This is a genomic window from Pseudoduganella plicata (assembly GCF_004421005.1).
Taxonomy (GTDB): domain Bacteria; phylum Pseudomonadota; class Gammaproteobacteria; order Burkholderiales; family Burkholderiaceae_D; genus Rugamonas; species Rugamonas plicata.
In genome coordinates this window covers 3,535,763-3,549,585 of record NZ_CP038026.1, presented here as the reverse complement: position 1 = coordinate 3,549,585, position 13,823 = coordinate 3,535,763, and the positions used below count along the sequence as shown (strand labels likewise).

Sequence of the window (13,823 nt, the reverse complement as noted above, 5' to 3'; positions counted from 1 at the left end):
GCACGCTTAGCCTATTGTGCAATGCGCCAAAACTTACTTTGAGTGCATCTTGACAGACAAAAAAAGCAGTCTCACCGCGCTGACGCTGGCAGCGGTGGGGATCGTCTATGGCGACATCGGTACGAGCCCTCTCTACACCCTGAAAACCATTTTCGATCCCGAACATGGCCTGGCGCTGTCGGAAACTAATCTGCTCGGCATTATCTCGCTGATCTTCTGGGCCCTGACGCTGATCGTCTCGCTCAAATACGTGACGCTGGTGCTGCGCGCCGACAACCGCGGCGAGGGGGGCGTGATGGCGCTGATGGCGCTGGCCCTGAACTCCGTCAGCCGGCGCTCGGGCTGGTATGTCCCGCTGATGATCATTGGAGTGCTGGGCGCTACCATGTTCTATGGCGACAGCGTCGTCACGCCGGCCATTTCCGTGCTGGGCGCCATCGAGGGCCTGGAAGTGGCCGCGCCGGCGCTGGAGCAGTACGTGGTGCCGCTGACCATCGTCGTGCTGGTGTCGCTGTACGCCGTGCAGCGCCACGGCACCGCCGGTATCGGCCGCTGGTTCGGCCCCGTCATGGTGCTCTGGTTCGCCGCGCTGGCGGTGATGGGTGTCATCAATATCGTCGAGGAGCCGCATATCCTGCTGGCCCTGAATCCCGTCTATGCCTTCAATTTCCTGGTGGCGAACGGGTTTGTCGCGTTCGTGGCGCTGGGCGCCGTCGTGCTGGCCATCACGGGCGCCGAGGCGCTGTACGCCGACATGGGCCACTTCGGCAAGAAGCCGATCCGCATGGCGTGGTTCCTGATCGCGTTCCCCGCGCTGGCCCTGAATTACTTCGGCCAGGGCGCGCTGCTGATCCGCCATCCCGAGGCCGTGTCGAATCCATTCTTCCAGCAACTGGGCAGCTGGAGCGTGTATCCGCTCGTCGTGCTGTCGACGATGGCCGCCGTGATTGCGTCGCAGGCGACGATCTCCGGCACCTTCTCGATGACAAAGCAGGCCATCGCACTGGGCCTGCTGCCGCGCATGCGCGTGCTGCACACGTCGGAACACCAGATCGGCCAGATCTACATCCCCGCGATCAACTGGCTGCAGCTGGTGGTGGTGCTGGTCGCCGTCATCGGTTTCGGTTCGTCCGACAAGCTGGCGGGCGCCTACGGCATCGCCGTGACCGCGACAATGCTGGCCACGACGATTCTGACGTTCTTCGTGATCCGCTACCGCTGGCACCTGCCGCTGGCGCTGTGCTTCGGCGCCACGGGCTTCTTCATCATCATGGACATCACGCTGTTCTCGGCCAGTACCTTGAAACTGTTCCACGGCGGCTGGATGCCGCTGGCACTGGGCACCACGCTGTTTACCATCATGCTGACGTGGCGCACCGGTCGCGAGCTGGTGTTCCGCAACCTGGAGAAGCATGCGATCCCGCTGGAGGACTTCCTGTCGTCGCTGTTCGTGGCACCTCCCGTGCGCGTGCCCGGCACGGCCATCTTCCTGCGCGGCGAAAGCGACGGCGTGCCGCACGCGATGCTGCATAACCTTTCGCACAACAAGGTGCTGCACGAGCGTGTGGTGTTCCTAACGGTGCACATTCTGGAGGAGCCGTACGTGGCGCGGCCCGAGCAGGCCCTTATCACGGACCTGGGACACCAGTGCTGGCAGGTCAACGTCAATTACGGCTTCAAGGACGAGCCCGACATTCCCGCCATCCTGGCGCTGTGCGGCGAAAAGGGGCTGCCGTTCGAGATGATGGAAACGTCATTCTTCATCGCCCGCCAGACGGTGATCTCGGCCCCTGGCGGCGGCATGGCACCGTGGCGGGAGCACCTGTTCGTGGCGATGTCGCGCAATGCCCGCGCGGCCGCCGATTATTACCAGATCCCGCCGAACCGCGTGATCGAGCTGGGGACACAGGTGGAAATCTGACACCATCAAATTGTAACGAAAATGTTGCAAATGAACCGCTGAGATCGATGGTCCGTTACACTCGTCAGTCGTTCGCGCTGGCACAGCCACGCGTGGCATGATCAATCAACCACAGTGAGACCAATGAAATCGATCTTTCAGTTTGTCGCATCCATCGCCTGCGCGGTGGCGTTGACCGCCTGTGGCGGCGGTGGCAGTGATACGCCCGCGGCCACCGCGCCGGTGCAACCTGTCTTCAGCAAGACCGACACGGTGGTCGGTACCGGCACCGAAGCCGTGGCCGGCGACACCGTCACCGTGCATTACACGGGCTGGCTGTACTCGGACAGCGCCGGCGACAAAAAAGGCACCCAGTTCGAAACGAGCGTGGGCGGCGCCCCGTTCAGCTTCCCGCTGGGCCAGGGCAAAGTGATCGCCGGCTGGGACCAGGGCGTGGTGGGCATGAAGGTGGGCGGCAAGCGCACGCTGATCATGCCGGCATCGATGGCTTACGGCTCGACCCCGCAGGTCAAGATCCCCGCCAATTCGGCACTGGTGTTCGATGTCGAGGTACTGGCGATGAAGCGCTGAGCGCTGGACGTCTTGGCGATGGCGGCCTTCGGGCCGCCTTTTTTTGTGCCCGATCCACGATGCTCACGCGGCGCGCAGCGCATCGACCATGATGCGGCCGTCCAGCAGGTTTCGGGTGCGCGACGCCTGCGCCGCGTGCGCCGGCGAGTGCGTCACCATGACCACGGTCGTGCCCTGGGCATTGATCAGCGCTTCCCTAGCGCAGCATGTCGATATGCAGGATCCCGTCTTCATCATAAGGCTCGCTAACAGTCGCAAACCCGAACCCCTGGTAGAACTTCTCCAGCCGCTGCTGCGCGCCGATGCGGATGCGGTGGCCGGGGTGCTGGCGCTCCGCATGGCGGATGCCTTCGGCCACCAGCTGCCGGCCGATGCCCGTGCCGCGTGAAGCGGCCGGCGTCAGGATGCGGCCCAGCGACATTTCGTCGTACTTCGCGCCCGGCGCCAGGCAGCGCAGGTAGGCCGCCAGCGTGCGTTCGCCGTCCTGCGTGCGCCATGCCATCAGGTGGTGCGCCGCCTCGTCGTACCCGTCCAGGTCCGGGTACAGGCATGTCTGCTCCAGCACGAACACGGCCTGGCGCTGACGCAGCACCTCATACAAATCCTTGCGCGGGATGCTTTCGAAATCCAGCCACTGCCACTCGATCATCGCTGCCTCATTGAACTAAGCGTGAAAATGGTGACAAAAAAACCGGTGACAGGCTCCGATTTTGGAAAATCGGAGCCTGTCACCGGTTTTTTGTTACCGGTTTTTTGTGCGGCGATTATACGATGGTCAGCGTGACGTCGATATTGCCGCGGGTGGCGTTCGAGTAAGGGCAGACGATGTGGGCCGCCTGCACCAGTTTCTCGGCCGTTTCGCGGTCCAGACCTGGCAGCGAGATTTTCAGTTCCACTTCGATGCCGAAGCCCGTTTCGATGGCGCCGATGCCGACCGTTGCGTCGATCGACGTGTCCGCCGGCACTGCAATCTTGTCGCGGCCGCCGACAAATTTCAGCGCGCCGATGAAGCAGGCCGAGTAGCCGGCGGCGAACAGCTGTTCCGGGTTGGTGCCGACGGCACCGTTACCGCCCAGTTCCTTCGGCGTGGTCAGTTTGACATCCAGTACGCCATCGCTGGAGACCGAGCGGCCCTCGCGACCACCGGTGGATTTGGCATTGGCACGGTACAGGACTTGTTGGATCGACATGGTGAGACCTTTCTGTTGAGTAAGATTCGATTTAATAGTGCACTACATTCTGTGGTGCATCGCCAGTTTGCAGCGCCGATGTAAGGACTATACATAGGACGCGATTCAATTGCAAGCGATTTTAATAAATACTTTCAGATTACTCTGCCGGCTTCACAAGTCGTCACAAAGTCCAGTAAGATTGAGAACTATTCTCATTTGCATTTGGCGTAGCCTCGCCAGCCCACCCATATGACGATCCAATTTTCTCATTACCTGCGTGACCATGGCTGAGACGATCCGTTCCGCCGGCTGGGCCTATCGCGGCGGCGTCCTGGTCCGCGCCATTGCGGCCATTGGCGGCGGCTACGGTGTATCCGCGCTGTGGGCCGCGGCAATCGCCACCTGGCTCCCCGCCGCAAAGGTGGAGGCCGCGCTGACGGCCACCCTGATCGCGCTCGTCGTTTACCCGTGCGCCATCATGTGGTGCTTTGCCGCCCGCAGCGCGGTGCGCGCGTGGGCGGGTCTCGCACTGGTCGCGCTGCTGCCGGCCGCCGCGCTGGCGCTGCATGGAGGTGCCGCATGAAGGAAGGATTCCGCCAGTCGATGGCGTGGCTGCACACGTGGTCCGGACTGCTGGTCGGCTGGCTGCTCTTCCTCGTTTTCTCGGCCGGCACGGCTGCCTACTTTCGCGACGAGATCACGCTGTGGATGAAGCCGGAACTGCACGCGGCGGCGCATCCTTCCGTACCGCAGACGGTGGCGCTGGGCCATGCGCAAACGCTGCTGGAACAGCGCGCGGCCGACGCCGGCCGGTGGTTCATCACGATGCCAAGCGAGCGCGAACCCGCCGTGCGCGCCAGCTGGATGCCGGCGAAGAAGAAGGATGGAATTGAGGCCAAACCGCGCGGCCGGCGCCGTTTCGAAAGCGCGGAACTCGATCCCGTCACGGGTACCGAACTGAGTGCGCCACGCGCCACCCGCGGCGGCGATTTCTTCTATCGCCTGCATTTCGACCTGCATTACATGTCGCCGATCTGGGCGCGCTGGATGGTCGGTGTGGCCGCCATGTTCATGCTGGTGGCGATCCTGTCGGGCATCGTCACCCATAAACGCATCTTCAAGGATTTCTTCACGTTCCGTCCAGCCAAGGGACAGCGCTCGTGGCTCGACGCGCACAACGTGACGGCGGTGCTGGCGCTGCCGTATCACCTGATGATTACCTTTACCGGCATCGTCACGCTGATGTTCATGTACATGCCATGGGGCGTGCAGGCGCTGTACCCGAGCCAGGACAAGTTCTTCACGGACCTGAACAACGCGCTGCCGGCCGACGCGAAGCCGGCCGGGCAGCCGGCGCCACTGGCACCGCTGGCGCCGATGGTGGCGCAGGCCAGCGCGGCGTGGCAGGGGGCGCCCGTCGGCCGCGTGACCGTCGACTTCCCCGGCGACGCCAATGCCACCGTGCTGATGTCGCGCCAGGCCGGCCGCGCCATCGGCTACGACCAGCCGACGATGCTGTTCAACGGCGTCAGCGGGCGTCTGCTGTCGTCATCAGGCACGCCCGGTGCGGCGACCGAAACGCGCAGTGTGCTGTATGGCCTGCATATCGCGCGCTTCGCCAATCCGCTGCTGCGCGCACTGTTCTTCTTGTCCGGCCTGGCCGGCTGCGCAATGGTGGCGACAGGGCTGCTGCTGTGGGCCGTCAAGGAACGCCAGAAGCACGCCAGGGCGCTGGCGCGCGGTGAGCGACACTTCGGCCTGCGCCTGGTCGATGGCCTCAATGTCGGCGCCATTGCCGGCGTGCCGGTCGCCATGGCCGCCTTCTTCTGGGCCAACCGCCTGCTTCCGGCCGCGATGCCGGCGCGGCCGGAAGCCGAAATCCGCTGGTTCTTTATCGCCTGGGGTGTGACGGCGCTGATTGCGATGGCGCGCCCGTCTCGGCGCATGTGGCAAGTGCTGCTGGCGCTGGGCGGCGCGCTGTTCGCGCTGCTGCCGGCGCTGAACGCGATGACCGGCGGCGCCCATCTGGGCACGGCGATCGCCGCCGGCCTGTGGCCCGTTGCCGGCTTCGATCTCGTCACGCTGGGACTGGGCATCGCGCTGCTGTTCGCAGCGCGCCGGCTGGGACGTCCCGCCGCCATCAAGAAGACGCCGGTCGCCCGTGTCACGGCGGAGGCGGCATGAACACATGGCAGGCAACGATGGCGGCACTGACCGCGCTGACGGCCGCTGTCGCCGGCTTCGCGGCACTGAGTCTGGCAATGGACCGGCATTGGGAAACGCTGCATGGCCGCGGCAGCGACCCGGGTACCTTGCGGCGCTGGCTGCAGGGCGGGGGATCTGCAGGCTTGCTGGTGTCGCTGCTGGCGTGTATTGCCTTGAGGGGCAGTGCACAGGGATGGGTGGCCTGGGCCGGCATGCTGACGGCGTCGGCCTTCGTGGTCGTACTGATGTCGACCTATGCGCCAGCACGGGTACCGCCGCTGGCCAAGGCCATGGGCGCCATCGCCCTCGTGAGCGGACTGCTGGGCGTTTTATAACGCCGTCTCGAATCCTTCCAGGACATTGACGACGTTCACGCCCAGCTCGCGCAGCGGACTGCCGCCTTCGAACGTAAAGCAGGTGGGCAGGTTGAGCCACGCCAGGCGTTCGCCCAGGCGCAGGTAGTCGCCGCCCTGCAGCCCGAAGCCGCCGTGCACCTCGCCCTGGAACGTGTTGGCGCCGAGGGCAACGACCAGTGCGTCGGGCCGGTACATCGACAGGCGCACGCAGGCCGTTTCCAGCGCCGTAAACCACGCCTGCGGGCTGGCCGGGCCGGTCGGCACGACCAGGTTGACGTTGTAGCCCAGTCCTGCGCCGGCGCCCGTTTCGTCGGGGTGGCCGCAATAATAGGGAAAGCTCACGCGTGGCTCGGCATGCAGCGAAATGCACAGCACGTCGGCACGATCGTAGAAGATCGTCTGCGTGCCGCTGCCGTGGTGGTAGTCGACGTCGAGGACCGCCACGCGTCCCAGGCCGTCGTCCAGCAGGTGCTGCGCCGCCAGCGCGGCGTTGTTCAGGTAGCACGCGCCGCCATAGTAATCGGGACCGGCATGGTGGCCCGGTGGCCGGGTCAGCGCGAACGTTCCCCGTTCGCCCACGCGCAGCGCATGCGCGGCGTTGACGGCGCAGTCGGCGCCCCCCTTTGCCGCCGTCCACGTGCCCGCCGTCAGCGGCGTCACGGTATCGACGGAATACAGGCCGAGGCGGGCGCCGAAATCGTCCGGCTCGATATCGACGCGCATGCCGCGCACGGGGAAGTGCGAAGCGAAGGCGTCGCGGGTCGCGTTGGCCGGCGCCTGCGCCAGCCACTCGCTCCAGGCGGTACGCAGGAAGTGAAGATAACGGGGCCGGTGAACGCGCTCCAGCGACATCAGCGGCACGCCATGCGGCGTGACGATGCGACCAAGACCGCGTCTTCCCAGTTCGGCCAGCACGCCGTCGATGCGGTCGGGCGTGTCGCGTGCCGGCGCCGGCGCGCCGCGCACAAGTTCATGGCGGGCCCGGTGCTGGGCGTGCTGCTCGTTATAGAAAGTGAGCACGCGCGCCCCGCATGGTGACCATGCTTACGGATGATCGTGGCACAGGTTGCTGTTGCGATAGGCCGCCACGTAGTCGTCGAAATTGCCCGTCTGGGCCCGCTCGATCTCGGCCTGTTCGGCCAGCGACTGGCGCGCCATGGCGTCGAAGTACGCGGCCTGTTCGGCGCTCGGTGGGTGCGAACGGAAGTATGCCGCGTGCTTCTCGCTCTGGCGCAGGCCGAAGTCGGCAAACGACTTGCCATTGGCGAGCAGTTCGCGCATGACGGCCGCCGACGGCGTGCGCTCCGGGTCCGCCAGCTTCCCGGCCTGCGCGGCCAGCGAGGTTGCGTGCGCGCTGTCGCCACGCAGGGAATCGAGCAGCTCGGCGGCGGGACGGATGCGCTCCACCAGGTCGCGGCCCCATTCCTGCAGGGTGACCTCCTTGCCGTCGCGCGTCAAGGTCAGGCCCGGGCGGCGGCCTTCCTTGACGGTGCGGGCGAAGTTGCGCGCCAGGATTTCGCCGCAGGTTTCCGTGATCGGCGGACTTTCCTCCAGTGCGCAGAACAGCAGGAAGGCGTCGAGGAAGCGGCCGGCCTGTTCGCTGATGCCGACCGGTTCGAACGGGTCGACGTCCATGCAGCGCACTTCGATGTACTGCACGCCGCGGCTGCATAACGCCTGGATTGGCCGCTCGCCGGTGCGGATCACGCGTTTGGGACGAATCGTCGAGTAATACTCGTTTTCGATCTGGAGCACGTTGGTCGACAGCTGCTGCCATTCGCCATTCGCATCCCTGGTGCCGATCTTCTGGTAGGGCTCGTAGGGCTGGTTGACGGCGCGCGTCAACGTGGCGACATAGCTGTCAAGGCTGTTCTCGTGCGGGGACAGGCCCGACTGCGCGTCGTTCTGGTAACCCAGGTCGCTCATGCGCAGGCTGGTTGCATACGGCAGGTACAAGGTGTCCGCCGACAGCGTTTCCAGTTGATGCGGACGACCGCGCAGGAAGCTGCTGTTCAGCGCCGGCGAGGCGCCGAACAGGTACATCAGCAGCCAGCTGTGGCGGCGGAAGTTGCGGATCGTGGCCAGGTAGGCTTCCGACTGATAAGCGACGGGCGACTTCTGCCCGGCGCCTTCGTCTTCGGCCAGGATGCGCCACAGTTTTTCGTCCAGCGAGTAGTTATAGTGAATCCCGGCGATGCACTGCATCGCTTTGCCGTAGCGCAGCGCGAGGCCGCGGCGGTAGACGTGCTTGAGCATGCCCAGGTTCGATTTGCCGTACCACGCGATCTCGATGTCTTCCTCGGCCGGCAGCTGGCACGGCATCGACTGGCTCCACAGCAGCTCGTCGCCCAGCTTCGAGTACGCAAAACGGTGGATGCCGTCGAGCTTTTCCAGCGTCGTGCCGATGTCCGCTTCGGCCGGCGTGATGAACTCGGCCAGCGTTTCCGCGTAATCGGTCGTGATCTCGGCATGCGTCAGTGCCGAGCCCCAGCCGGCCGGGTGGGGCGTATGCGCCAGGTTGCCGTTTGGCTGGACCCGCAGGGTCTCCCGCTCGATGCCACGCAAGCCGCCCCGCAGCACGTTACGGTGCGGTTCACCGGCCAACAGGGCCAGACGGCGCGTCAATAGACTGGACAATTTGCTATTCCTTTCTTGTGCATCTAACCAAATATTTGGTGCGAGAGTAACCGAAATCGGCAAAATGCGCGTGGAGGCTCCGCCGTTGCCAAAAAAACGGGCAGCGGGGAGGGCCTGCTTGGGATTCTAGCAAAGGGCGGCGGACCGATCCGCGCGCTGTTTAACGCAGGGTGCGTCCGCCCGTGACGCGGGCAATGCCGGCCAGGTCGTGCCAGCTCTGCACGTCGGTATAGCCGTGGGCCGTCAGCAGTTCCTGAACGGCATCGGACTGGTCGTAGCCGTGTTCCATCAGCAGCCAGGCACCCCGCTCCAGGTGCGCCGGCGCGCCGGCGACGATCCGGCGCAGCGCGGACAGGCCGTCGGCGTAATCGGTCAGCGCGCCGGCCGGCTCGAAGCGCAAGTCCCCTTCGGCCAGGTGGCGGTCGCCGTCGGCGATGTAAGGAGGATTGGAGACGATCAGGTCGAACGTCTCGTCCGCGGTGGCGCCGAACCAGTCGCTGTGCAGGAAGCGCACCGTCGCGTCGTTGCTGCTCGCATTGCGGCGGGCAACGGCGAGGGCGTCCGGACTGACATCCAGGGCGGTAACGGTGGCGTCGGGCCGTGTGTGCGCCAGTGCGACGGCAATGGCGCCGCTGCCGGTGCCCATGTCCAGCACGCGCCCGCGCGGCGGCAGGCGCTCCAGCGCCAGTTCGACCAGGAGTTCCGTTTCGGGCCGGGGGATCAGCACGGCCGGTGTCAAGTCGAAATCGAGGCCGTAAAACTCGCGCCTGCCGATGATGTACGCGACCGGTTCGCCATCGAGCCGGCGTTGCAGCAGGGCGGACAGGCGCGCCGCTTCGTCGGCCGTCAGCACGCGGTCCGATTGCGTGATCAGCGCCGTGCGCGACAGGTTCAACGCGTGGCACAGCAGGATGCGATTGTCGACCGGATCGAGTAGCGCCTGACGCTGCAGCGACGCGACGGTGGCGCCGGGAGGAACGAGGGACGTCATGCGCGGCGGCGCACCAGCACCCACAGCATCGTGGCCGTCAGGATGACGAACCAGACGGCCGACCATTGCGGAATCGACAGGCCGAGAAAACCTTCGGTGGCGTTCTCGCACAGGCCGTCGGCCTGGAACACCCACGGCAGGTACGTGGCCGTGGGCAGCTTGTTCAGGAACGTCTGCTTCGGGTCGATGCCGCAGGAAAAGCCGGGATGGGCCAGCACATACAGGTGTTCGCCGACATACCACAGTCCCGCCACACCGGCGGCCAGCCCGATTCCCGCGCCCAGCTTCGGCTTGCGCGCGAACGCGCCGATCAAACAGCCGATGGCGATTGCCAGGAACAGGTAACGCTGGATCACGCACAGCGGGCAGGGCAGCAAATCCACCACATGCTGCAGGTACAGCGCCACGGCAATCAGGAGGAAGCAGACGGCGGCGGACGCCAGGAGAATGGTGCGCGAGTTCATCGTGTATTGGTGTTGGTGGATGGTCAAGGCTAATTCTCGCATAAAGCACCGCGCTCGCCTTGGCCGCCGCTGAACAGACGACAGTCGAGCCCGTGTCCCACCACGGTGTCAGGCACCGCATTGGGACATAGGGTTGCCCTTTAATGGTCGAGCTCGTGACGGTTTTGGTGCCTGACCCCGATGTTGTCACGAACCCGGCCGTTGGCGTCAATCGCCCAGCGCTGCGAGCTGCTCGGCCTGGTGCTCGGCCGACAGGGCGTTGGTCAGTTCGACCAGGTCGCCATCCATGATCATGTCGAGCTTGTACAACGTCAGGTTGATGCGGTGATCCGTCATCCGGCCTTGCGGGAAGTTATAGGTGCGGATGCGCTCGCTGCGGTCGCCGCTGCCGATCAGGCTTTTACGGGTAGCTGCTTCCTTCGACTGCTGTTCGCGCAGTTGCACGTCCTTGATGCGCGCGGCCAGCACTTTCAGGGCCGATGCCTTGTTCTTGTGCTGCGAGCGGTCGTCCTGGCATTCAACCACAATACCCGTCGGCAAGTGCGTCAGGCGGACGGCGGAGTCGGTCTTGTTGATGTGCTGCCCGCCCGCGCCCGACGCCCGATAGGTGTCGATGCGCAGGTCGGCCGGGTTGATATGGACGTCTTCCACCTCGTCCGCTTCCGGCATCACGGCCACCGTGCACGCGGACGTGTGGATGCGCCCCTGCGTTTCCGTGGCCGGCACACGCTGCACGCGGTGGCCGCCGGATTCGAATTTCAGTTTCGAGTACGCGCCATGGCCGACGATGCGGGCGATCACTTCGCGATAGCCGCCCAGGTCGCTTTCCGACGCGCTGACGATCTCCACCTGCCAGCGGCTGCGCTCGGCAAAGCGGGTGTACATGCGCAGCAGGTCGCCCGCGAACAGGGCCGATTCGTCGCCGCCCGTGCCGGCGCGGATCTCCAGGAAGATGTTGCGCTCGTCGTTGACGTCCTTCGGCAGCAGCATTTTTTGCAGGTCCAGTTCCAGCTCGGCCAGCTTTGCCTTGCCGGACTCGATCTCGTCCTGGGCGAACTCCTTCATGTCCGGGTCGGCCAGCATGGCCTGCGCCTCGGCGATGTCGGCTTGCGCGCTCTGGTAATGCTTGTACAGCGCCACCAGCGGGCCCAGCTCGCTGTGCTCGCGCGTCATCTTGCGGTAGCTGTCCATATTGGCGGTCGCGCCTTCGGACATCAGCAGTTCGTCCAGCTCGACCAGGCGGTTGGCAAGTTGGTCCAGCTTGGACAACATGGATGGTTTCATAATCTCGACGTCGGAAAAAGAACAACGAATGGGGAACAACGAATGCCGCGGGACGCGGCGCACTGACGGATGGGGGGCGCTAACGGCGGCCGCGGAAGAGCTGGGGCAGCAGTTCGGCCAGTTGGGCGCGGTCTTCGCCTTGCGCCCGGTGCAGCGCCTGCTGCGGACCATGCATGAACTTCGCGGTCAGGCCCTTGGACAGTGCTTCCAGCACGGCATCGATATGCTCGCCCCTGGCCAGCAGCTTGCGGGCGCGTTCCAGTTCGGCCAGGCGGATGGCTTCGCCGTTTTCCTGCAGGCCCTGGATGACGGGGACGACCGCGCGGTCGTCGACCCAGTGCATGAACGACTGCACGCGCGTTTCGATGATGGCTTCGGCTTGCGCCACGGCGGCTTGCCGGTTCTCGATGCCGGTCTGGACAACGTCGGCCAGGTCGTCGACGGTGTACAGGAACACGTCGTTCAGCCGCGCCACTTCGGGCTCGATATCGCGCGGCACGGCAAGGTCGACCATGAACATCGGCTTGTGGCGGCGCGCCTTGATGGCGCGCTCGACCATGCCAAGGCCGATCAGCGGCAGTGACGATGCCGTCGACGAAATCAGGATGTCATACTGATGCAGCTGGTTTTGCAGATCGGCCAGACGGACGGCCTGGCCGTTGAAGCGGTGCGCCAGCGCTTCGCCCCGCTCCAGCGTACGGTTGGCAACCGTGATCGACTTCGGCGTCTGCGCGGCAAAGTGCGTGGCGCACAGCTCGATCATCTCGCCGGCGCCGATGAACAGCACGTTCTGCTGGCTGATCTTGTCGAAAATGCGCTGCGACAGCCGGACGGCGGCAGCGGCCATCGACACGCTGTGCGCGCCGATTTCCGTCGTGCTGCGCACTTCCTTGGCAACAGAGAAACTGCGCTGGAACAACTGGTGCAGGTAAGTGCCGAGGCCGCCCGCTTCGTCAGCCGTCCGGATCGCATCCTTGATCTGGCCCAGGATCTGCGTTTCGCCCAGCACCATCGAATCGAGCCCGGACGCCACGCGGAACGTGTGCCGCACCGCTTCGTGCTGAGGCAGCATGTACAGGTGCGGACGCAGTTCGCCGTAGTTCAGCTTGTGGAAGTCGGCCAGGAAGTGCGCACCCACGTCGAGAGGATTGTCCGCCGCGCTGGCCGCATACAGTTCGGTGCGGTTACAGGTCGACAGGATTGCGGCTTCGTCGCTGCCGCGCGTATCGAGCCGCTGGAACCAGTTGCGCGCCGCCCGGACAGCCGTACCCAGCTGATCAGGCGCGAACGCCAGCCGTTCGCGCAGGGCGACCGGAGCTGTAGTGTGGTTGAGTCCGACGGCTAGGAGTTGCATTTCTTGAAAAATCAAGGACGTAGGTGGACATTATACCCCCGATGCGGGCACCGGGCTCGGTGTATGTCCTAGCGGAAAGGCTAGGACAAATCGTCCCAGCGGCCGCTTGAAGGTCACTACGCGGTCAGCCGCCCAGTTTTTCGAGGCGGTAGCCGTAACTGTACACTGGTACGAGACGGAAGCCGTTTTCGGGCTTGAGCTGTAACTTGTTGCGTACACGTGACACATGGGTGTCCATCGTGCGCGACGGAACCTCCGTCTCACGGATCCAGACGGCCTCGTGAATATACGCTCGTGACAGTGGCCGGCCGATATTACGGAAGAACAGCAGCGCCAGATAAAACTCCTTGTGCGTAACATCGAGCACGTTTCCGTCCATCAGCAGGCGGCCCGGCCGTGTTTCAAATACATATTGGCCAAACTGCAATTGCTCGGCACCATTCTGGGTCGGGAACGCACGGCGCAGCAGTGCCTGCACCCGCGCCACCATTTCGCTGCGGCGCAGCGGCTTGATCATGTAGTCCTCGGCACCGGCGTCCAGTCCGGCGACGATATCGTCCTCGCCGGAAGCGGTGGTCATGAACAGCACGGGCGCGTTTTCGTTGAGTTTCTCGCGGGCTTTGCGCATCAGATCCGCACCTCCCATATCGCCGACCTGCCAATCGAAGATAAGCATGTCGTATTCCTCCTTGCGGAGTTGGCTCAACAAATCCCTGCCGGTCTGGAAACCATGACAGACGTGGCCCGCCGACGTCAGCACCTGGCATATCAGGTCGGTCTGACTCCGGTCATTATCTAGAACGACGATTTTCATCTTATCGACAAGTTAAAACGAGGGGGTAAGGCTTAGTCACAGGAATATAACAGGG

Annotated in this window: 14 protein-coding genes; 5 read left to right on the top strand and 9 right to left on the bottom strand. The window is 64.6% G+C overall.

Annotated elements, in window-relative coordinates; genetic code table 11:
* The first annotated feature begins 46 nt into the window (after positions 1-46).
* Both E1742_RS15510 and E1742_RS15505 read left to right on the top strand, forming a co-directional pair.
* A complete protein-coding gene (locus tag E1742_RS15510; RefSeq protein WP_371860232.1) occupies positions 47-1,921 on the top strand; it encodes a potassium transporter Kup in 1,875 nt (624 codons plus the stop codon).
* Between the two features lie 123 nt (positions 1,922-2,044).
* Positions 2,045-2,491 carry an FKBP-type peptidyl-prolyl cis-trans isomerase gene (locus E1742_RS15505; protein WP_134385868.1) on the top strand — a complete coding sequence of 149 codons (447 nt, stop codon included), beginning with the start codon at positions 2,045-2,047 and terminating at the stop codon, positions 2,489-2,491.
* Positions 2,492-2,687: 196 nt separating this feature from the next.
* Here E1742_RS15505 and E1742_RS15495 read toward each other — a convergent pair whose 3' ends face one another.
* Positions 2,688-3,140 carry a GNAT family N-acetyltransferase gene (locus E1742_RS15495; RefSeq protein ID WP_134385867.1) on the bottom strand — a complete coding sequence of 151 codons (453 nt, stop codon included), beginning with the start codon at positions 3,138-3,140 and terminating at the stop codon, positions 2,688-2,690.
* Positions 3,141-3,255: 115 nt separating this feature from the next.
* Positions 3,256-3,681: an organic hydroperoxide resistance protein gene (locus tag E1742_RS15490; RefSeq protein ID WP_134385865.1), complete on the bottom strand. Its 426-nt coding sequence runs from the start codon at positions 3,679-3,681 to the stop codon at positions 3,256-3,258.
* A gap of 265 nt (positions 3,682-3,946) precedes the next feature.
* Here E1742_RS15490 and E1742_RS15485 point away from each other — a divergent pair, with 265 nt between their 5' ends.
* The 3 genes from E1742_RS15485 to E1742_RS15475 are packed head-to-tail and all read left to right on the top strand — an operon-like array spanning position 3,947 to position 6,203.
* A complete protein-coding gene (locus E1742_RS15485; protein ID WP_134385863.1) occupies positions 3,947-4,246 on the top strand; it encodes a DUF3649 domain-containing protein in 300 nt (99 codons plus the stop codon).
* Positions 4,243-5,847, top strand: a complete 1,605-nt coding sequence (locus E1742_RS15480) for a PepSY-associated TM helix domain-containing protein (RefSeq protein WP_134385861.1) — start codon at positions 4,243-4,245, stop codon at positions 5,845-5,847. The genes E1742_RS15485 and E1742_RS15480 overlap by 4 nt, the downstream gene beginning before the upstream one ends.
* The gene (locus E1742_RS15475) at positions 5,844-6,203 is read left to right on the top strand and encodes a DUF3325 domain-containing protein (RefSeq protein WP_134385859.1); all 360 of its coding nucleotides are present in this window, start codon (positions 5,844-5,846) and stop codon (positions 6,201-6,203) included. The genes E1742_RS15480 and E1742_RS15475 overlap by 4 nt, the downstream gene beginning before the upstream one ends.
* On the opposite strand, the gene E1742_RS15470 is transcribed toward E1742_RS15475, so the two are convergent.
* The 7 genes from E1742_RS15470 to E1742_RS15440 form a co-directional block, all read right to left on the bottom strand.
* Positions 6,198-7,244, bottom strand: coding sequence for a histone deacetylase family protein (locus E1742_RS15470; protein WP_134385857.1), 1,047 nt, complete (start codon positions 7,242-7,244; stop codon positions 6,198-6,200). The genes E1742_RS15475 and E1742_RS15470 overlap by 6 nt on opposite strands.
* A 24-nt stretch (positions 7,245-7,268) precedes the next feature.
* Positions 7,269-8,861, bottom strand: coding sequence for a glutamate--cysteine ligase (gene gshA / locus E1742_RS15465; protein ID WP_134385855.1), 1,593 nt, complete (start codon positions 8,859-8,861; stop codon positions 7,269-7,271).
* A 160-nt stretch (positions 8,862-9,021) separates the two neighbouring features.
* A complete protein-coding gene (gene prmC, locus E1742_RS15460) occupies positions 9,022-9,852 on the bottom strand; it encodes a peptide chain release factor N(5)-glutamine methyltransferase (protein WP_134385853.1) in 831 nt (276 codons plus the stop codon).
* Positions 9,849-10,316, bottom strand: coding sequence for a disulfide bond formation protein B (locus E1742_RS15455; protein ID WP_134388195.1), 468 nt, complete (start codon positions 10,314-10,316; stop codon positions 9,849-9,851). Before E1742_RS15455 ends, prmC begins: the two co-directional genes overlap by 4 nt.
* A gap of 207 nt (positions 10,317-10,523) precedes the next feature.
* Positions 10,524-11,600 (bottom strand): peptide chain release factor 1, encoded by a 1,077-nt coding sequence (prfA, locus tag E1742_RS15450; protein WP_134385851.1) that lies wholly within the window; start codon positions 11,598-11,600, stop codon positions 10,524-10,526.
* A gap of 79 nt (positions 11,601-11,679) precedes the next feature.
* Positions 11,680-12,954 carry a glutamyl-tRNA reductase gene (gene hemA / locus E1742_RS15445; RefSeq protein ID WP_134385849.1) on the bottom strand — a complete coding sequence of 425 codons (1,275 nt, stop codon included), beginning with the start codon at positions 12,952-12,954 and terminating at the stop codon, positions 11,680-11,682.
* Between the two features lie 124 nt (positions 12,955-13,078).
* On the bottom strand, positions 13,079-13,768 hold the full coding sequence (locus E1742_RS15440; RefSeq protein ID WP_134385847.1) for a response regulator transcription factor: 690 nt from the start codon (positions 13,766-13,768) through the stop codon (positions 13,079-13,081).
* Between the last annotated feature and the right edge of the window lie 55 nt (positions 13,769-13,823).

Excerpts from the sequence above, each read along its gene's own strand:
- E1742_RS15505 (WP_134385868.1), top strand. The coding sequence starts at position 2,045 with ATGAAATCGATCTTTCAGTTTGTCGCATCCATCGCCTGCGCGGTGGCG.
- E1742_RS15495 (WP_134385867.1), bottom strand. The coding sequence starts at position 3,140 with ATGATCGAGTGGCAGTGGCTGGATTTCGAAAGCATCCCGCGCAAGGAT.
- E1742_RS15490 (WP_134385865.1), bottom strand. The coding sequence starts at position 3,681 with ATGTCGATCCAACAAGTCCTGTACCGTGCCAATGCCAAATCCACCGGT.
- E1742_RS15485 (WP_134385863.1), top strand. The coding sequence starts at position 3,947 with ATGGCTGAGACGATCCGTTCCGCCGGCTGGGCCTATCGCGGCGGCGTC.
- E1742_RS15480 (WP_134385861.1), top strand. The coding sequence starts at position 4,243 with ATGAAGGAAGGATTCCGCCAGTCGATGGCGTGGCTGCACACGTGGTCC.
- E1742_RS15475 (WP_134385859.1), top strand. The coding sequence starts at position 5,844 with ATGAACACATGGCAGGCAACGATGGCGGCACTGACCGCGCTGACGGCC.
- prmC (WP_134385853.1), bottom strand. The coding sequence starts at position 9,852 with ATGACGTCCCTCGTTCCTCCCGGCGCCACCGTCGCGTCGCTGCAGCGT.
- E1742_RS15455 (WP_134388195.1), bottom strand. The coding sequence starts at position 10,316 with ATGAACTCGCGCACCATTCTCCTGGCGTCCGCCGCCGTCTGCTTCCTC.
- prfA (WP_134385851.1), bottom strand. The coding sequence starts at position 11,600 with ATGAAACCATCCATGTTGTCCAAGCTGGACCAACTTGCCAACCGCCTG.
- hemA (WP_134385849.1), bottom strand. The coding sequence starts at position 12,954 with ATGCAACTCCTAGCCGTCGGACTCAACCACACTACAGCTCCGGTCGCC.
- E1742_RS15440 (WP_134385847.1), bottom strand. The coding sequence starts at position 13,768 with ATGAAAATCGTCGTTCTAGATAATGACCGGAGTCAGACCGACCTGATA.